At 62.9% G+C, this 20,380-nt stretch carries 15 protein-coding genes; 10 read left to right on the top strand and 5 right to left on the bottom strand.

Annotation, left to right across the window (positions count from 1 at the left end):
* Nucleotides 1–29: 29 nt before the first annotated feature.
* The 5 genes from ACMCNM_RS21705 to ACMCNM_RS21685 all read left to right on the top strand — a co-directional run bounded on the left by ACMCNM_RS21705 (nucleotide 30) and on the right by ACMCNM_RS21685 (nucleotide 3,659).
* Nucleotides 30–674 (top strand): LysE family translocator, encoded by a 645-nt coding sequence (locus ACMCNM_RS21705; RefSeq protein WP_412765383.1) that lies wholly within the window; start codon nucleotides 30–32, stop codon nucleotides 672–674.
* 425 nt (nucleotides 675–1,099) lie between these two features.
* Nucleotides 1,100–1,525 (top strand): YybH family protein, encoded by a 426-nt coding sequence (locus tag ACMCNM_RS21700; RefSeq protein WP_027593158.1) that lies wholly within the window; start codon nucleotides 1,100–1,102, stop codon nucleotides 1,523–1,525.
* Between the two features lie 44 nt (nucleotides 1,526–1,569).
* Nucleotides 1,570–1,914: a YciI family protein gene (locus ACMCNM_RS21695; RefSeq protein ID WP_027593157.1), complete on the top strand. Its 345-nt coding sequence runs from the start codon at nucleotides 1,570–1,572 to the stop codon at nucleotides 1,912–1,914.
* 21 nt (nucleotides 1,915–1,935) lie between these two features.
* Entirely contained in the window at nucleotides 1,936–2,421 is a 486-nt protein-coding gene (locus tag ACMCNM_RS21690; protein ID WP_412765382.1) for an SRPBCC family protein, read from the top strand.
* On the top strand, nucleotides 2,421–3,659 hold the full coding sequence (locus ACMCNM_RS21685) for an RNA polymerase sigma factor (protein WP_412765381.1): 1,239 nt from the start codon (nucleotides 2,421–2,423) through the stop codon (nucleotides 3,657–3,659). The genes ACMCNM_RS21690 and ACMCNM_RS21685 overlap by 1 nt, the downstream gene beginning before the upstream one ends.
* A gap of 54 nt (nucleotides 3,660–3,713) precedes the next feature.
* Here ACMCNM_RS21685 and ACMCNM_RS21680 read toward each other — a convergent pair whose 3' ends face one another.
* The gene (locus ACMCNM_RS21680) at nucleotides 3,714–4,184 is read right to left on the bottom strand and encodes a MaoC family dehydratase (protein WP_412765380.1); all 471 of its coding nucleotides are present in this window, start codon (nucleotides 4,182–4,184) and stop codon (nucleotides 3,714–3,716) included.
* Between the two features lie 34 nt (nucleotides 4,185–4,218).
* Nucleotides 4,219–5,163, bottom strand: a complete 945-nt coding sequence (locus tag ACMCNM_RS21675) for an alpha/beta hydrolase (RefSeq protein WP_186681944.1) — start codon at nucleotides 5,161–5,163, stop codon at nucleotides 4,219–4,221.
* Between the two features lie 229 nt (nucleotides 5,164–5,392).
* On the opposite strand from ACMCNM_RS21675, the gene fadD2 reads away from it, so the two are divergent.
* A complete protein-coding gene (gene fadD2 / locus ACMCNM_RS21670) occupies nucleotides 5,393–7,081 on the top strand; it encodes a long-chain-fatty-acid--CoA ligase FadD2 (protein ID WP_186681942.1) in 1,689 nt (562 codons plus the stop codon).
* 264 nt (nucleotides 7,082–7,345) lie between these two features.
* Nucleotides 7,346–9,043: a long-chain-fatty-acid--CoA ligase FadD1 gene (fadD1, locus tag ACMCNM_RS21665; RefSeq protein WP_412765379.1), complete on the top strand. Its 1,698-nt coding sequence runs from the start codon at nucleotides 7,346–7,348 to the stop codon at nucleotides 9,041–9,043.
* Nucleotides 9,044–9,145: 102 nt separating this feature from the next.
* Here fadD1 and ACMCNM_RS21660 read toward each other — a convergent pair whose 3' ends face one another.
* Together ACMCNM_RS21660 and ACMCNM_RS21655 are read right to left on the bottom strand one after the other, a co-directional pair.
* Nucleotides 9,146–10,453: an NAD(P)/FAD-dependent oxidoreductase gene (locus ACMCNM_RS21660; RefSeq protein ID WP_186681938.1), complete on the bottom strand. Its 1,308-nt coding sequence runs from the start codon at nucleotides 10,451–10,453 to the stop codon at nucleotides 9,146–9,148.
* A 25-nt stretch (nucleotides 10,454–10,478) separates the two neighbouring features.
* Nucleotides 10,479–11,843: a glutamine synthetase family protein gene (locus ACMCNM_RS21655; protein WP_412765378.1), complete on the bottom strand. Its 1,365-nt coding sequence runs from the start codon at nucleotides 11,841–11,843 to the stop codon at nucleotides 10,479–10,481.
* A 554-nt stretch (nucleotides 11,844–12,397) separates the two neighbouring features.
* Between ACMCNM_RS21655 and hrpA the strand changes: the two genes are divergently transcribed.
* Nucleotides 12,398–16,303, top strand: a complete 3,906-nt coding sequence (gene hrpA, locus ACMCNM_RS21650; protein ID WP_412765377.1) for an ATP-dependent RNA helicase HrpA — start codon at nucleotides 12,398–12,400, stop codon at nucleotides 16,301–16,303.
* 172 nt (nucleotides 16,304–16,475) lie between these two features.
* Nucleotides 16,476–17,597, top strand: a complete 1,122-nt coding sequence (locus tag ACMCNM_RS21645) for a beta-ketoacyl-ACP synthase III (protein WP_099430154.1) — start codon at nucleotides 16,476–16,478, stop codon at nucleotides 17,595–17,597.
* 108 nt (nucleotides 17,598–17,705) lie between these two features.
* On the opposite strand, the gene ACMCNM_RS21640 is transcribed toward ACMCNM_RS21645, so the two are convergent.
* A complete protein-coding gene (locus ACMCNM_RS21640) occupies nucleotides 17,706–18,950 on the bottom strand; it encodes a putative porin (protein ID WP_099455012.1) in 1,245 nt (414 codons plus the stop codon).
* Nucleotides 18,951–19,213: 263 nt separating this feature from the next.
* On the opposite strand from ACMCNM_RS21640, the gene ACMCNM_RS21635 reads away from it, so the two are divergent.
* Nucleotides 19,214–20,341: a GNAT family N-acetyltransferase gene (locus ACMCNM_RS21635; RefSeq protein ID WP_412765376.1), complete on the top strand. Its 1,128-nt coding sequence runs from the start codon at nucleotides 19,214–19,216 to the stop codon at nucleotides 20,339–20,341.
* Nucleotides 20,342–20,380: the final 39 nt, after the last annotated feature.

Here is a 20,380-nt window from a genome sequence, read left to right as displayed (position 1 = left end):
CGCTTAATTGGCCGGTCATCGAGTGCTCAATGCCTTTCTCCAATGGTTTTCTCCTCAGCCTGTCCCTGTGTCTGGACATCGGCATCGCCAACATCGCCATGATCACCTTGGCCATGCAGCGTGGTTTTCTCAAAGGTTTCTGGCTGGGGCTGGGGACCTGTGTGGGGGACTTGATCTATGCCGTTGCCGCACTGGCCGGGATGACCGTGCTGCTGCAGTTTGAAAGCGTGCGCTGGGCCTTGTGGCTGGGCGGTTCGGCGCTGCTGGTGTGGTTCGCAGTGAAGATGCTGCTGGCGGCGTGGCGCGGTGGGCACATGGACACGCGGGCAGACGTGGTGGTGGAGTCGGGCTGGCGCGAGTTCTTGCGTGGGATCTTTTTGGCCATGTCCTCACCGACCGCGATTTTGTGGTTCGCGGCGGTCGGTGGGGTGCTGATTTCCCGATCCGGTGGTGGCAGCTTGCTGGAGGCCGGGTTGTTCCTCAGCGGTTTTTTTGCGGCGGGGTTGGTCTGGTGCCTGAGCCTGTGCGGCATTGCCAGCCACGGAGGGCGATTGCTGGGGGATCGATTGCTGACCTGGTCGTACCTGCTGTCGGCGGCGATTTTCTGCTATTTCGCGGTTTACGTGATTGTTTCGGGGTATCGCGAGTTCATTCTCGCCAGCCCTGGGGTGTAAGGCAGGGTGCATGCCTAGGGTCTTTCAGCGCTTGGGAGATCGAGCGCCGCCCGCGCGGCGCTTCGCAGCACAAGGCTGCTCCCACATCTGTTTCGGGCCAATTATTCCTGAGGCATTAGCGCGCGGTCCCTAGGCGCCTGACACGATATCGAGTCGAACAAATAAGGCGGTCGCGCGCCTCTCTCACAGGCTTTACTGGCCGGAAACAGATGTAGGAGCAGCCTTGTGCTGCGAAGCGCCGCGCGGGCGGCGCTCGATCTCCCAGGCGCTAAATAACTCGAGGCAAGCACCTGGTAGCCCTCACCTAATCTCAAGTTCATTTATTTTCACCGGCCTGTCGATTTCCCCCGCTACCGTTCGACTAACAGTTGAAGGCACAGGCCCCACCTGTGCCCAAACCTGACAAACGATCGGAGGCCCCCCCGATGAGCACCGCAGCCGAAAACGAACTCCGCCAATTGATCGACCGCTGGATGCAGGCCGTGCGCGACCGTGACATCCCCGGCATCACTGCGCCCTATGCCGACGACATCGTCGCCTTCGATGCCATCAAAACCCTGCAATTCAAAGGCAAGGCTGTTTACCAGGCCCACTGGGAAATGTGCATGGGCCTGTGCACCGGCCCGATGATCTTCGAGCTGGCCGAGCTCACCGTATACGCCGACGGCGACTTGGGTCTGGCGCACTGGTTGAACCGCTGCGGCCCGTCGGACGACGAGAGCCAATGCGGCTTCATGCGCGCCACAGTCGGCTATCGTCGCCAGGGCGGGCAATGGCAAGTCATCCATGAACACTGGTCGGCACCGTTCGACATGGAAACGCAGAAAGCCCTGTTCGATCTGAAGCCCTGATCTGATATCGCCAAACGCACTTTGCCAATGCCCTGGAGGCGACCATGAAATACCTGTGCCTGGTCTATTGTGACGAAGGGCTGCTGCACAGCCTGCCCGACAGCCCGGAAGACGCCGAATGCATGGCCTATGCCGAAGCGTTGCAGGGCGCTGGGCGCATGCTCGCGGCCGAGGCGCTCAAGCCGGTGCAAACCGCCACCACGGTGCGTGTGCGCAGTGGGCACATGAGTCTCACCGATGGCCCGTTCGCCGAAACCAAGGAGCAACTGGCCGGCTTTTATCTGGTGGATGCCCGAGACCTGAACGAGGCGCTGAACATCGCCAAAGGCATCCCTGCCGCAAGGGTCGGCAGCGTTGAAGTGCGACCTGTGCGCGAACTGCAACCCTGACACTCACGGAGAACCACCAGCATGAGCCTTGCACACCCTGCGCAAGCGCAGCACGAGTTGTCCATCAGCCGATTGATCGACGCGCCCCCGGCCAAGGTGTTCCGCGCCTGGACCGAGCCCCAGTGGCTGACTCAATGGTGGGGGCCGCACGGCATGACCACCCCGGAATGCGAAATGCAACTGTGGGTCGGTGGCCTGTTCCGCACCCTGATGCGGGCCCCGGATGGCACCGAGTACCCGACCCAGGGCGTGTTCCTGGAGATTGCCGCGCCGAGGCGCCTGGTGTTTACCGACGCCTTCGGGCCGGGCTGGGTACCTTCTGACAAAGCGTTCATGACCGCTGTGGTGACCTTCGACGAGGAGCACGGCAAGACCCGTTACACCGCCCGCGCCTGGCATTGGAGCGCCGCCGACAGCCGAGCTCATGAGGAAATGGGCTTTCACCAAGGCTGGGGAGAAAGCCTGGACCGCCTGGTGGAGGTGGTGACCCAGCGGATGCCGGACTGATGGCAGGGCTGGCGCAGGTGCGCGCCGAAGTCGAGGCGGTGTACCGTCGCGATTCGCGGCGCATCCTGGCGACCTTGATCCGCTTGTTGGGCGACTTCGACCTGGCCGAGGAGGCCATGCACGATGCGTTCTTCATCGCTGTTGAGCGCTGGCAGCGCGATGGTATCCCCGCTAACCCTCGGGCATGGCTGGTGTCGACCGGCCGCTTCAAGGCCATTGATGCGTTGCGCCGACGTGCCCGCTTCGACCGCTCTCAGGCGGACCTGATCATGCTGCTGGAAGGCCAGGTGCAAGACCCCAGCGAAGAAGCGTTGCTCAGCGATGATCGCCTGCGGCTGATTTTTACCTGCTGCCACCCGGCCTTGGCCGCCGACGCGCAGGTGCCGCTGACCCTGCGCGAGGTCTGCGACCTGACCACCGAGCAGATTGCCCGGGCGTTTTTGCAAAGCCCGGCAACCATCGCCCAACGCATCGTGCGCGCCAAGGCCAAGATCCGCGACGCGGGCATCCCCTACCAGGTGCCGGCGCTCGATGAGTTGCCCGAGCGCCTCGAGAGCGTGTTGCGGGTGATTTACCTAGTGTTCAACGAAGGCTATTCGGCCTCGTCCGGCGACGCCTTGCTGCAGCAGGACCTGACAGACGAAGCGATCCGGCTCGGCCGCCTGCTGGGGCAATTGTTGCCAGACCCGGAGGTGATCGGCTTGCTGGCGCTGATGCTGTTGCAGGCATCGCGGCAGCGTGCGCGCATCGACGCGCAGGGCAACCTGGTGGTGCTTGAACAGCAGGACCGCAGCGTGTGGGACCGTGAGCGCATCGAAGAAGGCTGTGAGCTGGTGCGCCATGCCCTGCGAAGCCGCAGCTATGGCGCCTATACCGTGCAGGCGGCCATAGCCGCGGTGCATGCCGAGGCGGCCACGGCGGATGACACGGACTGGGACGAGATCGTCGGTCTGTATGACGTGTTGCAACGGCACTGGCCGTCGGCGGTGGTGGCGCTCAACCGGGCAGTGGCGCTGGCGAAACGGGATGGGCCGCAGGTGGGGCTAGCGGAGGTTGAAGCGATCCTGGCGGCGGGTGAGCTGCACGACTATCATCTGGCGCATGCGGCAAGGGCAGAGTTGCATGCTCAACTGGGCCATGTCGAAGAGGCCCGTGCGGCATGGCAGCAGGCGTTGGCGTTGACCCGGCAGGCGCCGGAGCGGCGGCATATCGAGCGGCGGCTCCAGGCACTGAAATGAGCGGGCAATACTGCCCTTGTGGGGGCGGCCCTTGCGAAGAAACCCGCGCTGAAATCAGCTGGCCACGAAATTCGGTGGCGATACCAGCTCGACCGTCTGCTGCTTGCGCGGCGCCAGGATCTCGGCCTCGCCCTCGACCACCAGCTCATCGTTCTGGTTGTACACATTGGTGGCGATCCGCACCTTGAACTTGGGCAGCTTCTCGAGGATTTCCAGGCGCACGGTCAGGGTGTCGCCAATCTTCACCGGCTTCTGGAAGCTCATCTTCTGGCCCAAGTAGATGGTGCCAGGGCCAGGCAGCGTGCACGCCACCGCCGCACTGATCAGCGCGCCGCTGAACATGCCATGGGCAATGCGCTCACGGAACATGCTCTTGGCCGCGAACTCGGCATCCAGGTGCACCGGGTTGTGGTCACCGGACATCGCGGCGAACAGCTGGATGTCACGTTCTTCCACAGACTTTTGATAGGTGGCTGTCTGGCCGACTTCAAGGGCTTCGTAAGGCGTGTTGGTGACCTGGGACATCGGGGCTTCCTTAAGCGGTGGGCGAGGGCGGCTATCATTCACTGCGCGCAGGGCGGCCAAGGGCCAGCGCCTGTTCGAGCCAGCCGAGAATATCGGCGGTGACCTCGTCACGGTTGGTTTCGTTGAGCACTTCGTGCCGTGCCTCTGGGTAGATGCGCAGCTGTACATGCTGGTTGCCGGTCGCGCGTAACGCGTCGGCCAGATGGGTGAGACGCTTGCCGGTACTGACCGGATCACATTCACCGCCAATCACCAGCAGGGGCAGGTTCGGATCGATCTGCGCGAGGTTACTTGCCTGGCTGATCTGCGCCAAGCCTTGCAGCAGGTCGAGCCACAACTGGTTGCTGCAGCGAAAGCCACACAGGGGGTCATTCACGTACTGGTCCACTTCGCCAGGGTCGCGGCTCAGCCAGTCGAAGGCGGTGCGGTTGGGCTTGAAGGCTTTGTTGAACGAGCCGAACGACAGCCACTCGATCAGCGCGCTCTTGCCCAGCGGCCCTTGGCGCCAGGCCTCGACCCGGGCGATCAGCCGCGCCACGCGGTACAGCGCCGCGGGCTGGAAGTTCGAGCCGCTGAGGATCGCCCCGTGCAGGCTGGCGCTGTGGTGCAGCAGGTACGCCTGGGCAATGTAGCTGCCCATGCTGTGGCCGAACAGGAACAGCGGCGTGCAGGGGTATTGCTGGCCGATGTGCTGGGCGAGCAAGCCGAGGTCATTTACCACGGCATTCCAGCCATGATGGCGGGCGAACAGGCCGAGGCTGCCCAGCTCGGCGGTGCGCCCGTGGCCGCGCAGGTCGGGGGCGAACAGGGCGAAGCCGGCCTCGCTCAGCGCATGGCCCAGGCGCTGGTAGCGCCCGGCGTGCTCAGCCATGCCATGGGCCAGCAGCACCACGGCCTTGACCGGCGTGGCCGGCAGCCATTGGTGTACGTATAGGCTGCAATGCTCGCTGGCGGGCAGCCAGAAGGCGTCGTGGGGCATGGCCGGTCCTTTGCGCGGGAGTACGAGCACAGTGTATGCGCAACCGGCTGGATTGCAGGAAGGGCACAAATAAGATTCACAATGTTAATGGCGGAGCTTGGCGTATATGCCGCCTTGGGCTTACCTGCTAACGTCGGTTAAACGCCTGTTTGCCATTGGCGATCAGGTCAAAGGACTAAACGACCCGCTACACCTCCCGCAGCAGGTCCAGGCAGAGGAACAATAATAAATGCAAGCCGACTTCTGGAATGACAAGCGCCCGGTGGGCGTGCCTTCCACCATCGACATCCATGCCTACACCTCCGTCGTCGAGGTGTTCGAGCGCTCTTGCAAGCGCTTCGCCGACCGCCCGGCGTTCAGCAACCTGGGCGTGACCCTTACCTACGCCGAGCTGGAACGCCATTCGGCAGCCTTTGCCGCCTGGCTGCAGCAACACACCGACCTGGTACCGGGCGACCGCATCGCCGTGCAGATGCCCAACGTCCTGCAGTACCCGATTGCGGTCTTCGGCGCGTTGCGTGCCGGGCTGATCGTGGTCAACACCAACCCGCTCTATACCGAGCGTGAAATGCGCCACCAGTTCAAGGACTCCGGCGCCCGCGCGCTGGTTTACCTGAACATGTTCGGCAAGCGCGTGCAGGAGGTGCTACCCGATACCGGTATCGAGTATTTGATCGAGGCGAAGATGGGCGACCTGCTGCCCGCCGCCAAGGGCTGGCTGATCAACACCGTGGTCGACAAGCTGAAGAAGATGGTGCCGGCCTATCAATTGCCCCAGGCGGTGTCATTCAAGCAGGTGCTGCGCGAGGGCCGCTCGCTGAGCCACAAGCCGGTGCCGCTGAGCCTGGACGATATCGCCGTGCTGCAATACACCGGCGGCACCACCGGCCTGGCCAAGGGCGCGATGCTCACCCATGCCAACCTGGTGGCCAACATGCTCCAAGTGCTGGCGTGTTTCTCGCAGCACGGGCCAGACGGGCAGAAGATGATCAAAGAAGGCCAGGAGGTGATGATCGCGCCGCTGCCGCTTTATCACATCTATGCCTTTACCGCGAACTGCATGTGCATGATGGTCACCGGCAACCACAATGTGCTGATCACCAACCCGCGAGACATTGCCGGCTTCATCAAGGAGTTGGGCAAGTGGCGTTTTTCCGGCCTGCTGGGGCTCAACACGCTGTTCGTCGCGCTGATGGACCACCCCGGCTTCCGGCAACTGGATTTTTCTGCGCTGAAGGTCACCAACTCCGGTGGCACCGCGCTGGTCAAGGCCACCGCCGAGCGCTGGGAGAGCCTCACGGGCTGCCGCATCGTCGAAGGTTATGGCCTGACCGAAACCTCGCCGGTCGCCAGTACCAACCCTTATGGCCAGTTGGCGCGTCTGGGCACGGTGGGTATCCCGGTGGCAGGCACGGCGTTCAAGGTAATCGACGACGACGGCAACGAACTGCCGCTGGGCGAGCGGGGTGAACTGTGCATCAAGGGCCCGCAGGTGATGAAGGGCTATTGGCAGCAACCCGAGGCCACCGCGCAGACCCTGGACGCACAAGGCTGGCTGAAGACGGGTGATATCGCGGTGATCGACCCGGACGGCTTCACCCGCATCGTCGACCGCAAGAAGGACATGATCATCGTCTCGGGTTTCAACGTGTACCCCAACGAGATCGAGGACGTGATCATGGGCCATCCGCAGGTGGCCAACTGCGCGGCCATCGGTGTGCCGGACGAGCGTTCTGGCGAGGCGGTGAAACTGTTCGTGGTGCCGCGCGAGGGCGGCTTGAGCGTCGATGAGCTGAAGGCCTACTGCAAGGCCAATTTCACCGGCTACAAAGTGCCCAAGCACATCGTGCTGCGCGAGTCGCTGCCGATGACCCCGGTGGGCAAGATCCTGCGGCGCGAGTTGCGTGATATCGCCTGACAGCGATGCAGGACACCTCTGGAACGGGCCTTTTGGCCCGTTTTGCGACATTTTGGATAAATACTCTAAAAATGACTTGTATCGTTCATTGAGTCATTTTTGTGACCGTGAGGCCTGTTTTGGCCTCTAGGCGACCCCTGGCAAAGCTGTTACTCTCGGGCCGCTTTCAGATGATCCGGTTTGCAATGAGCCGCCATCACATATCAATAATAAGCGCATCGACGCGTGAATCGAACTTCGCTGTTGCTGAAGGAGTGGGCTTCCATGATCGAACATTTTTGGAAGGATAAATACCCAGCCGGGATTACGGCGGAAATCAATCCTGACGAATTCCCCAATATCCAGGCGGTACTCAAGCAATCCTGCCAACGCTTTGCCGACAAACCGGCCTTTAGCAACCTGGGCAAGACTATCACTTATGGCGAACTGTATGCGCTGTCGGGGGCGTTTGCCGCCTGGCTGCAGCAACACACCGACCTGAAACCGGGTGATCGCATTGCCGTGCAACTGCCAAACGTCCTGCAATACCCGGTAGCGGTATTCGGCGCCATGCGTGCAGGGCTGATCGTGGTCAACACCAACCCGCTGTATACCACGCGGGAGATGGAGCACCAGTTCAACGATTCCGGTGCCAAGGCGCTGGTGTGCCTGGCCAACATGGCCCACCTGGCCGAAAAAGTAGTGCCCAAGACCCAGGTCAAGCATGTCATCGTCACCGAAGTGGCCGACCTGCTGCCGCCGCTCAAGCGCCTGCTGATCAACAGTGTGATCAAGTACGTGAAGAAGATGGTGCCGGCCTATGATTTGCCGCGTGCAGTGCGCTTCAACGACACCCTGGCGCTGGGCAAGGGCCAGCCGGTCACCGAGGCCAACCCGCAACCCAACGATGTCGCCGTGCTGCAATACACCGGCGGTACCACGGGCGTGGCCAAGGGCGCGATGCTGACCCACCGCAACCTGGTGGCCAACATGCTGCAATGCCGGGCGCTGATGGGCTCAAACCTGCATGAAGGCTGCGAGATCCTGATCACGCCGCTGCCGCTTTACCACATCTATGCCTTTACCTTCCATTGCATGGCAATGATGCTGATCGGCAACCATAACGTGCTGATCAGCAACCCGCGTGATTTGCCGGCGATGGTCAAAGAGCTGAGCAAGTGGAAATTCAGCGGCTTCGTTGGCCTCAACACCTTGTTCGTCGCCCTGTGCAACAACGAAGGGTTCCGCGCGCTGGACTTCTCTGCGCTGAAAATCACCTTGTCTGGCGGCATGGCCCTGCAATTGAGCGTGGCCGAGCGCTGGAAGGCCGTTACCGGTTGCGCCATCTGCGAAGGCTATGGCATGACCGAAACCAGCCCGGTTGCCGCCGTCAACCCGTCCGAGGCCAACCAGGTTGGCACCATCGGTATTCCGGTGCCTTCGACGCTGTGCAAGATCATCGACGACAGTGGCAATGAACTGCCGCTGGGCGAGGTGGGTGAGTTGTGCATCAAGGGCCCGCAAGTGATGAAGGGCTACTGGCAGCGCGAGGACGCCACTGCCGAGATCCTCGACAGCGCGGGTTGGCTCAAGACCGGCGACATCGCGTTGATCCAGCCGGACGGCTACATGCGCATCGTCGACCGCAAGAAGGACATGATCCTGGTCTCCGGTTTCAACGTGTACCCCAACGAGCTGGAAGACGTGCTGGCCGGCCTGCCAGGTGTGCTGCAGTGTGCGGCCATCGGCGTGCCGGACGAAAAGTCGGGCGAAGTGATCAAGGTGTTCATCGTGGTCAAGCCGGGCATGACCGTGACCAAGGAGCAGGTGATGGAGCATATGCGCGCCAATGTCACCGGCTACAAGGTGCCGCGCTACATCGAGTTCCGCGATACGTTGCCGACCACCAACGTGGGCAAGATCCTGCGCCGTGAGTTGCGCGATGAAGAGCTGAAGAAGCAAGGGCTCAAGAAGATCGCTTGAGGCTGTATTCTGGGCTGGCTTTGCTGGCCCTTTCGCGGGCAAGCCCGCTCCTAAAGGTATCTCACTGTAGGAGCGGGCTTGCCCGCGAAAGGGCCGGTGAAATCAGCGCAATTTCTCGAGCATCTGGTAGTACCACATCCCCGCCGCCAACAGCGGATTCCCCAGCAAGTCCCCCATCGGCACCCGCACGTGCTTGCACTGCGCGAAAGTGTCGAACTTCTCCAGTGTCCCGGTCAGCGCTTCGGCCATGATCTCGCCCATGATGTGGCTGGTGGCAATGCCATGCCCGGAGTAACCCTGGCAGTACCAGACATTGTCCGAGAGCTTGCCCAGTTGCGGGATGCGGTTGACCACGATGCCCATGGCGCAACTCCACTGGAACTCGATCGGCACCCCTTTGAGCGCCGGGAAGGTGCGTTCGATGCAGGGCCGCAGTTCACCTTCGATGTCGCGTGAATCACGCCCGGAGTAGTTGGCGCCGCCGCCAAACAGCAAGCGCTTGTCGGCGGTCAGGCGGTAATAGTCGAGGACAAAGCGGCAGTCATACACCGCCAGGTCCTGCGGGTTGATCTGCTCGGCCAGTTCACCCAGCGGCGCAGTGGTAACGATGCCGCCCATGGCCGGGAAAATCTTGCCCTTGAGCGTGCGTTGCTCCAGCTTGTGGTAGACATCGCCGGCCAGCATCACCTGGCGGGCTTCGATGCGCCCCTCGGCGGTCACCACTGCCGGGCGCGGGCCGTGGACGATGTCCAGCACCTCTGAATGCTCGAAGATCAACGCGCCCAGGCTGTGGGCGGCGCGGGCCTCGCCCAGGCACAGGTTGAGCGGGTGCAGGTGCAGGTTGCGGCGGTTTTTCAAGGCGCCCAGGTACAGCGGGCTCTGCAGGTGCTGGGCCATGGCGCTGCGGTCGAGCATCTCGACCTGATCGCCCATGCCGCGACGCTCTGCCTCGGCCGCGAAACCGCGCAGTTCGTTCAAGTGCGACGGCTTCATCGCGGCATGCAGGTGGCCGCGTTTGAGGTCGCAGTCGATGCCGTAGCGTGCCACCCGTTGCTCGATGACCTGGTGCCCGCGCCAGCGCAGGTGCCAGATGAAATCATCCACCTCGCTGCCCAGGCGATCGCGCATTTGCGTGCGCATGGCTTCGTCGCCCGACAAGCTGCCGGTCACTTGGCCGCCATTGCGCCCACTGGCGCCCCAGCCGATGCGGTTGGTTTCGACAATGGCCACCTTCAGGCCGCGCTCTGCTAGCTCCACAGCGGTGGCCACGCCGGTGAACCCACCGCCGATGATGGCCACGTCGACGTGCACGGTGCCTTTGAGGGTCGGGTACTGCGTGTGGTCATTGAGGGTGGCGCTGTAATAGGACGGCGCGCGTTGGGCCGGTCCCTTGTTCAATGCTGCGTTCATGGGTGTTCCTTGTTATGAATGGGGCTCAGGCCTGGTGCAGGTACCAGCGCCAGTCCTGTTCGCTGACTTCGGCCATGAACTGGCGGTACTCGGCGCGCTTGACCTTCAGGTACACCCCAAGAAATTCAGCGCCCAGTGCCTCCCGGGCCCAGCCCGAATGCTGCAGGGCATCCAGGGCGGTCAGCCAGTCGGTGGGCAAGTGCTCGGTGGCCTGGGCATAGCCGTTGCCTTCAACGGGGGCGCCGGGGTCCAGCTGTTCACGGATGCCGCGGTGGCTGGCGGCGAGGATGGCCGCTGCGGCCAGGTAAGGGTTGGCATCGGCACCGCAGATGCGGTGCTCCACGTGTCGGCTGTTGGCCGGGCCGCCCGGTACGCGCAGGCTGACCGTGCGGTTGTCGACGCCCCAGGTGGGCGCCAGTGGCGCGTAGCTGTTGGCCTGGAAGCGGCGGAACGAGTTGGCATTGGGGCAAAACAGCAGCAGCGAATCGCGCAGGTGGCGCAGCATGCCGGCCACCGCTTGGCGCAACAACGGCGTACCGGCCTTGTCCTCGCTGGCGAACAGGTTTTTGCCGGCGCTGTCGGCCAGGCTCAGGTGCATGTGCATGCCGGTGCCGGCCAGTTGTGCAAAGGGTTTGGCCATGAAACAAGCCTGCATGCCATGCGCATGGGCCACGCCTTTGACCAGGCGCTTGTAGCGCACGGCCTGGTCCATGGCCAGCAGCGCATCGCCGTGCTCAAGGGTGATTTCCACCTGGCCAGGTGCGTACTCGGAGATCGCCGTGCGGGCCGGGATACCCTGGGCTTTGCACGCGGCGTAAAGGTCGGCGAGGAAGGGCTCGATCTGTTCCAGTTCACGCAGGCCATACACCTGCGTACTGCGCGGGCGCCCACCGTCGTTGTCCAGAGCCGGCTGCGGGCGGCCCTGGGCATCGCGTTTTTGGTCGAGCAGGTAAAACTCCAGTTCACACGCCATCACCGGGTGGTAGCCATCGGCCTTGAGCGCTTCGACAGTGCGCAGCAACACATGGCGTGGGTCGGCAATGCTCGCCGGCAGGCCTTCGCTGGGGTGCATGCTGACCTGCACGGCAGCGGTGGGTACGCGCCGCCAGGGCAGGCGCACCAAGCTGCCTTCCAGTGGGTAGGCGCGGCAGTCGATGTCGCCAACGTCCCAGACCAGGCCAGAGTTTTCGACGTCATCGCCATTGAGGGTCAGGCCCAGGATGGTGCTGGGCAGCGGGCGCCCGGTCTGGTAGACCGCCAGCAGTTCCTCGCGGTGTAGCAGCTTGCCGCGGGGGACGCCATTGGCGTCGAGGATGAACAGCTCGAACAGCTCGATATCGGGGTTGTCGGCCAGGAATTGGCTGGCGTGCTCTACGGGTGCAAAGTGCATGATGAATTCGCTCACGGGCGCACAGGGCCACCGCGCATGCAGGCGGCCCAGTTGAGTCAAACGGCCAGACGGTGGCCGGGTTGGGTCACAATGGCGTGAGCGAAGTGTCCGGTGGGCGCGCGTGACGGCAGTGCCACAAAGCCCAGAAGGCGAGGATGATGTGGACCAGCGGATTTTCCCCAGCACGGCTCCGGGCCTTCGGCAGCGAAGGGCGGGAGGACGGTGGGGCGATAGGCTGGGCGGGAGTCATGCCTTTGATACTCACATGCGGCGTAAGGTTGATTAAAGCAGTGAATGGCAACCTTTACATCAGCCTTCACTAAACATAGCGCGCCTGCCTGATCGTTGTAGGAGCAGCCTTGTGCTGCGAAGAGGGCGGTGATAGCAACCGACATCACCGTTGTTGTCACCGGCCTCTTCGCAGCACAAGGCTGCTCCTACACACAAAGGTGCGGCCAGCGCGGACAGCAAAGAACCCGCAAATCTGCGACAATTGCGCCTCTTCAAATGCCGATCATGAAAAAGCAGGCTCACCTGCATCACTAAAAAGCCCCATGACAGACCAAGCCATCGACCAGCTCCTGAAAAACCTCGACCACGCCATGATCGCCGACCGCCACCGTCTGCGTCGGCAATTGCACGAGCTGCGCAAACGCCCGGACGAAGCGAAGCTCGCCCAGTGGGTGGAAAAGGTCCAGGCCTCCTGCGCGCAGGTCACCGCACGCCAGCAAAGCGTGCCAACCGTGCGCTACGACGACAGCCTGCCGATTGCTGCCAAACGTGACGAGATCAAAAAGGCGCTGGCCGAGCACCAGGTGCTGGTGATTGCCGGTGAGACCGGCTCGGGCAAGACCACTCAGTTGCCGAAAATCTGCCTCGAGTTGGGGCGCGGTAGCCATGGCCTGATCGCTCACACCCAGCCACGCCGTATCGCTGCGCGCAGCGTCGCTACCCGTGTCGCCGAAGAACTCGGCACGCCGCTGGGCGGGCTGGTCGGCTACCAGGTGCGTTTCGAAGACCAGAGTGATGCCAATACCCTGGTCAAACTGATGACCGACGGCATCCTGCTGGCCGAAACCCAGCACGACCGCTTCCTCGAACGCTACGACACGATCATCGTCGACGAGGCTCACGAACGCAGCCTCAACATCGACTTCCTGCTCGGCTACCTCAAGACCCTGCTGCACCGCCGCCCGGAACTGAAGCTGATCATCACCTCGGCGACCATCGACCTTGAGCGCTTCTCCCAGCACTTCGATGGCGCGCCGATCATCGAGGTGTCGGGGCGCACCTTCCCGGTCGAAACCTGGTACCGCCCGCTGACCAGCGAGCAGGACGAGGAAGGCAACCAGATCGAGGAAGACCTCACCGTCGACCAGGCGATCCTCGCCACCCTGGACGAACTGGCGCAGCATGAGCGCAGCGAGGCCAAGGGCCCTGGGGATGTGCTGATCTTCTTGCCGGGCGAGCGGGAAATCCGCGACGCCGCAGAGATCTTGCGCAAGGCGCAACTGCGCCATACCGAGATTCTGCCGCTGTATGCGCGCCTGTCGCCCGCCGAGCAGCACCGCATTTTCCAGTCGCACACCGGGCGCCGCGTGATCCTGGCCACCAACGTCGCCGAGACTTCGCTGACCGTGCCGGGCATTCGTTATGTGATCGACACCGGCACCGCCCGCATCAGCCGCTACAGTTACCGCGCCAAGGTCCAGCGCCTGCCGATCGAGGCGGTGTCGCAGGCCAGCGCCAACCAGCGTAAGGGCCGCTGCGGCCGGGTCGAACCGGGCATCTGTGTACGCCTTTACAGCGAAGAGGATTTCAACGCCCGGCCGGCGTTCACCGACCCTGAGATCCTGCGCACCAACCTCGCGGCGGTGATCCTGCAGATGCTGCACCTGCGCCTGGGTGCGATCGACGCATTCCCGTTCATCGAGCCGCCGGATGGCAAGGCCATCAGCGACGGTTTCAACCTGTTGCAGGAGCTCTCGGCGGTCAACCGCGAGAACCAGTTGACCCCGCTTGGGCGACAGCTGGCGCGCTTGCCGATCGACCCACGGCTGGGCCGCATGCTGCTTGAAGGCGCACGCCAGGGCAGCCTGCAGGAAGTGTTGATCGTCACTAGCGCCCTGTCGGTGCAAGACCCGCGCGAGCGGCCGCCGGAGCGCCAGCAGGCGGCCGACCAGGCGCATGCTCAGTGGAAGGACGTCGATTCCGACTTCGCCGCACTGGTCAACCTGTGGCGTGGCTTTGAAGAACAGCGCCAGGCGTTGACGGCCAACCCGTTGCGTAACTGGTGCCGAAAGAACTTCCTCAATTACCTGCGCCTGCGCGAATGGCGCGATGCCCACCGCCAGCTGGCGCTGATTTGCCGTGACCTGCAATTGACGGTCAACAAGGAACCGTCCGATTACCAGCGGATGCACAAGGCCATCCTCAGCGGCCTGCTCAGCCAGATCGGCCAGAAGACGGAAGAGGGCGATTACCAAGGTGCCCGTCAGCGGCGCTTCTGGGTCCACCCGTCCTCGGGCTTGGGCCGCAAGCGCCCGCAGTGGGTCATGGCTGCCGAACTGGTAGAGACCACCAAACTGTATGCGCGGATGGTTGCCAAGATCGAGCCCGACTGGATCGAGCCGCTGGCCACCCACCTGGTCAAGAAGAACCACTTCGAACCGCACTGGGAGAAAAAGCGCGGGCAAGTGGTGGCCTATGAACAGATCACCTTGTATGGGCTGATTCTGGTGGGGCGCCGGCCGGTGCACTTTGGCCCGATCGACCCGGTGACCTCCCGCGAGCTGTTCATCCGCGAGGGGCTGGTGGGCGGCGAGATCCAGTCGCGGGCCAAGTGCCTGGCGGCCAACAAACACCTGCTCGAACAGCTCGACGAACTTGAGGCCAAGGCCCGTCGGCGCGATATTCTCGCCGATGAAGAGACCCTCTACGCGTTCTACGAAGCGCGCCTGCCCGAGGAAATTCACCAGACCGCGACCTTCGATGCCTGGTACCGCATGACCAGCCAGAACGACGCCAACCTGCTGATCATGCGCGAAGAAGACGTGCTGGCGCGTGAAGCCAGCGAAGTCACCGCGGCGCAGTACCCGGACAGCCTGCAGGTAGGGGACTTGCGCCTGTCGTTGACCTACCACTTCGAGCCGGGCCACCCCCGCGACGGTGTGACCGTGCGCGTACCGGCGCCGCTGTTGCCAAGCCTGCCGGGTGAGCGCCTGGAATGGTTGGTGCCGGGCCTGATCGAAGCCAAGTGTGTGGCGCTGGTGCGCAACCTGCCCAAGGCTCTGCGCAAGAATTTCGTGCCGGTACCGGACTTCGTCAAGGCCGCACTGGCGCGCATGACCTTCGGCCAGGGCGCGTTGCCCCAGGCCTTGGGCCAGGAGCTGCTGCGCATGACCGGTGCGCGTGTGTCCGAAGAGGCCTGGGCAGAATCGGTCAACTTGGTCGAAGGCCACCTGCGGATGAACATCGAAGTGGTCGATGGCCAGGGCAAGTTCCTCGGCGAAGGCCGCGACCTGGCCGAGCTGACCGCACGCTTTGTCGCCGCCAGCCAGGCCGCACTGGCCGTGCCACGCAGCGAGAACGCCGAACGCCCGGTGCAGGCCAAGGCCTTCAGTGAAGTGGCGCAGAGCACCCAGCAGAAGATCGCCGGCCTGTCGATGACCGTCTACCCGGCGCTGGTGGACGAAAACGGCACCGTGCGCGAAGGGCGTTTTTCGACCCAGGCCGAAGCCGAGTTTCAGCACCGTCGCGCCTTGCAGCGCCTGTTGCTGCAGCAGTTGGCGGAGCCTGCCAAGTTTTTGCGTGGCAAGCTGCCCGGGCTGACCGAACTGGGCTTGCTGTACCGCGAGCTGGGCCGTGTCGAGGCACTGGTCGAAGACATTCTGCTGGCCAGCCTGGACAGCTGCATCCTCGAGGGTGAACACCCGCTGCCGCGCGACGGTGCGGCCTTGGCCGGCTTGGCCGAGCGCAAACGTGGCAGTTGGGCCGAGCACGCTGAGCGCCTGGCGCGCCAGACCTTGGAAGTGCTCAAGTTGTGGCACGGGCTGCAGAAGCGCTTCAAAGGCAAGATCGACCTGAGCCAGGCGGTGGCGCTGAACGACATCAAGCAACAGCTGGCCAACCTGGTGTACCCGGGCTTCGTTCGCGAAACCCCGGGCGCCTGGTTCAAGGAGTTGCCGCGTTACCTCAAGGCCGTGGAGTTACGCTTGGAGAAGCTCGGCTCGCAGGTGCAGAAGGACCGCGTCTGGAGTGGCGAGCTGGCAAACCTCTGGGCCCAGTACAAGGCACGTGCCGACAAGCACGCCCAGGAGGGCAAGCGTGATGAGCAACTGACGCTGTACCGGTGGTTGCTGGAGGAATACCGGGTGTCGTTGTTCGCTCAGCAGTTGGGTACCAAAGTGCCGATTTCTGACAAGCGTCTCAGCAAACAGTGGAGTCAGGTGGAAGGTTAAACTTCCTGAATTGTGGCAATATTGGTGCAGTTTGGGGCCGCGTTGCGGCCCTTCGCGGGCAAGCCCGCTCCCACAGGGATCGCAGCCCTCGCCACTAAATTGGCACTAAAGTGCTATTACGCATTTTCCAGCCAGCGCCCCGTGGCGATGGCCTTTGACCAGAGGAACGACCGTGCATAACGTCGTGATCAGCGGCACCGGCCTGTATACCCCGGCCCAGAGCATTTCCAACGAAGAACTGGTGGAGTCCTTCAACACGTGGGCGCAGCAGTTCAACCACGACAACGCCGCCGCCATCGAGCGCGGCGAGGTCGAGGCAGCGCCGCTGTCCGACGCCGCTTTCATCGAGAAGGCCTCGGGCATCAAGAGCCGCTTCGTGCTGGACAAGGCCGGCATCCTCGACCCGCAACGCATGAAGCCACGCCTGCCAGAGCGCTCCAATGACGAGCCGTCGATTTTGTGTGAAATGGCTGTGGCCGCTGCTCGCCAGGCGCTTGAACGTGCGGGCCGTACCGCTGCCGATGTCGATGGTGTGATCGTCGCGTGCTCCAACCTGCAGCGCCCATACCCGGCCATTGCCATCGAAGTGCAAAATGCATTGGGCATCGAGGGCTTTGCCTTCGACATGAACGTGGCCTGCTCGTCAGCCACCTTCGGCATCCAGACCGCCGCCAACAGCGTGCAGCTGGGCCAGGCGCGTTCGGTACTGATGGTCAACCCCGAGGTCTGCACCGGCCACCTGAACTTCCGCGACCGCGACAGCCACTTCATCTTCGGTGATGCCGCCACCGCCGTGCTGATCGAGCGTGCCGACCAGGCCACCTCGAAGCACCAGTTCGAGATTGTCAGCAGCAAGTTGTGGACCGGGTTTTCCAACAACATCCGTAACAACTTCGGCTTCCTCAACCGCGCGGCGGAGGAGGGGGAAGGTGCTGCGGACAAGTTGTTCATCCAGGAAGGCCGCAAGGTGTTCCGTGAAGTGTGCCCGAAGGTGGCTGAGCTGATCGGTGAGCACCTTGAAGCCAATGACCTGCAGCCGAGCGACGTCAAGCGCTTCTGGTTGCACCAGGCCAACCTGAGCATGAACCACTTGATCGTCAAGAAGCTGCTGGGGCGTGAAGCCACCGAAGAAGAGGCACCGGTGATTCTGGACCGTTATGCCAACACCAGTTCGGCGGGGTCGGTGATTGCATTCCACCTGTACCAGGATGACCTGGCAGAGGGTGCGGTGGGCGTGCTGAGCTCGTTTGGCGCGGGGTATTCGGTGGGTAGCGTGATTCTGCGTAAACGCTGATTACCGGGGCCGCAAAGCGGCCCCCTACAATGTCACAGACAAAAAAAGGCAGGAAATACCGGATGGGGTCGGCATTTCCCGCCTTGAGTGAAGCAGTGAAGCGGTTGCTTAGAACTTGGCTTCCAGGTCTACCTGCAGCGTGTCTACGTCAGCATTGCTGTTCGGCAACTGCGACAAATCGGTCTTGGCCATCAGGTACGCCGCGCCCAGCGAGAAGTTCTTGTCGATCTCGTAACCGACCTTGAACTTGTGGCCGCGAGAGCCGGTGAAGCCGTTGCCGAAGTCGGAGTCGGTGAACAGGCTGACCACGGCGTTACGTTGAACATCGCGGTAGTTGTAGTCCAGGCTCCAAGCGCCGACCTTGGTTTTCAGACCGGCCAGCCAGGCTTGGTCTTCACCGTCGGTGCTCTCGGTGTTTTTCACGTATTGGCCGTAGGCCGACAGCGGGATGGCGAAGCCGGTGAAGTCGAGCTGACCGAAGCCTTCCACCAGGTTGAACTCATTGGTGGTGTTGCCGAACGACTGCAGAATGGCCGCTTCCTTGTCGTTGTCGTAGCCATAGATGCTCGCACCCACAGTGACCTTCATCACGTCGGCAGGGGCGAACTTGGCGCCCAGCTGGCCGTGGTAGACCTGCGCATCGTGCTTGTACTGCACGCCGTCGCCGTCGACGTTGTCCTTGAGGGTGTACTGACCGGCACTGGCGAACACTTCGGCGCCGCCCAGGTCAGCCTTGTACGTCGCGGCCACGCCTTCCGGGTTGATGTCGCTGTCCCAGATGATATCGCCCATGCTCACCCACGGCTGTGGCATCTTGCCGCCGATCAGGTGCAGGTTTGGCACTGCGGTCGGGTGCCAGTCGAGGTAGGCCAGGTCGACCCACAGCGATTTCTTGTCGAAATAGTTGTCGAAGCTCTGGTTGGTCGAGCGGCGGTCGGCGCTGCTACCGGTGGCGATACGCACGCCAGCATCGACTTGCGGGTTGATTTCGCTGTAGAAGCCGACACGGGCGCGGACGCGCTGGCGGTCCTGGTTGCCGCTGCTGCTGTTCGGGTCGTCAACGTTGACGTCTTCGTAACGCAGGCGCACATCACCCTTGATCTGGGTCTTGGCGGCCCATGCCACTTTTTGTTCAAAGGAACTCATACGCTCGGACTGCGCTTTCTGGTCGGCCTTTTCCTTGGTCTCTTTTGCCAGATCGCCTTGCAGTTCGTTGTACTGCGCCTGGTTGATCGAGCCATTGGCGCGGAGCATTTCGAGCAGCTTGGCGTCGACAGCAGCACTGGCCGGAGTACTCAGAGCCAGCATCATGCCGGTGAGGCTCACTCCGGTAAGTGTGGAAACAAGACGCATAAGGTTCTCCCTACTAGAAAAAAATGGGGGAGGCTCAGCGCTCGCCCCTGTGTTGGCATGTCTTCGGAAAGGGCCTGAATAGACAGGTTCTGGGGTTCCGGAAAACAGGCGCAAGTATTGCGGGGGGGAATGACAGATTAATGTCTAATTAGTGGCACTGTTGTTAAGTAATCGGCAATGAACAGATTGGCCAGGTGATCGTCATTTGAGTGATGGGCCATTCTTCCGGGATACTGAGGGCCTCAAGACAGCGAGTCGAAACCGTGACCAGCCTGTACAGCCTTGCTCATCTGCGTGATCTTCCGGCGGCCACCTGGGATGCCCTGGTGCCTGCGGGCCAACCGTTTCTGCGCCACGCCTTTCTCAGCGCGATGGAGGACAGTGGCAGCGTTGCACGCTCCACCGGCTGGGCTGCCGAGCACCTGGTGCTGGAGCGTGAAGGGCAGGTACGCGCCGTGCTGCCGGCCTACCGCAAGTGGCATTCGTTTGGCGAATACGTGTTCGACCACGGCTGGGCCGATGCCTGTGAGCGGGCAGGCATTGCCTACTACCCCAAGCTGCTGGGCGCCGTGCCGTTCAGCCCGGTCAGTGGCCCGCGCCTGCTGGCCGCCGACCCCGCCGATGGCCTGCTGGTGCTGCAAGCATTGCCCGAGTACCTGGGCAAGGGCGGGCTCTCTGGCGCGCACATCAACTTCACCGACCCGGCATTGGACCAGCAGATGGCCGGCTTGCCAGGCTGGATGGAGCGGCTGGGTTGCCAGTTCCACTGGCGCAACCGAGGCTATCGGGACTTCCAGGACTTTCTCGACACGCTCAGCTCGCGCAAGCGCAAGCAGATGCGCAAAGAGCGCGAGCAAGTGGCCGGGCAGGGCATCGACTTTCAGTGGTACCGGGGTGATGAACTGGATGAGGCGCAGTGGGACTTTGTCTATCTGTGCTACGCCAACACCTATGCAGTGCGCCGGCGCGCGCCGTACCTGACCCGTGAGTTCTTCAGCCTGCTGGCCGAGCGCATGCCCGAGGCGCTGCGGGTGGTGATGGCCAGGCAAGGCGGGCGTGACGTGGCCATGGCCCTGAGCCTGGTGGGCGGTGACAGCCTGTATGGCCGTTACTGGGGATGCCTGGATGAGTTCGACCGGCTGCACTTTGAGACGTGCTTCTACCAGGGCATGGACTTTGCCATTGCTGAAGGCTTGCAGCGGTTCGATGCGGGGGCCCAGGGGGAGCACAAGCTGATCCGAGGGTTCGAGCCGGTGCTGACGCGGTCGTGGCATTACCTGCTGCATCCCGGGTTGCGGCGGGCGGTGGAAGGGTTTTTGTTGCAGGAGCGGGAAGGGGTGCAGGGGTATGCCGAAGAGGCGCGGGGGATGTTGCCTTACCGCAGGGACTGAATAATGCGTCGCCTGCGCCGGCCTCTTCGCGGGGCAAGC

It is taken from the genome of Pseudomonas sp. NGC7 (assembly GCF_047159675.1).
GTDB lineage: Bacteria > Pseudomonadota > Gammaproteobacteria > Pseudomonadales > Pseudomonadaceae > Aquipseudomonas > Aquipseudomonas kermanshahensis.
Note: the sequence above shows the minus strand (reverse complement) of the source record. Positions and strands in the feature narration are given on the sequence as shown.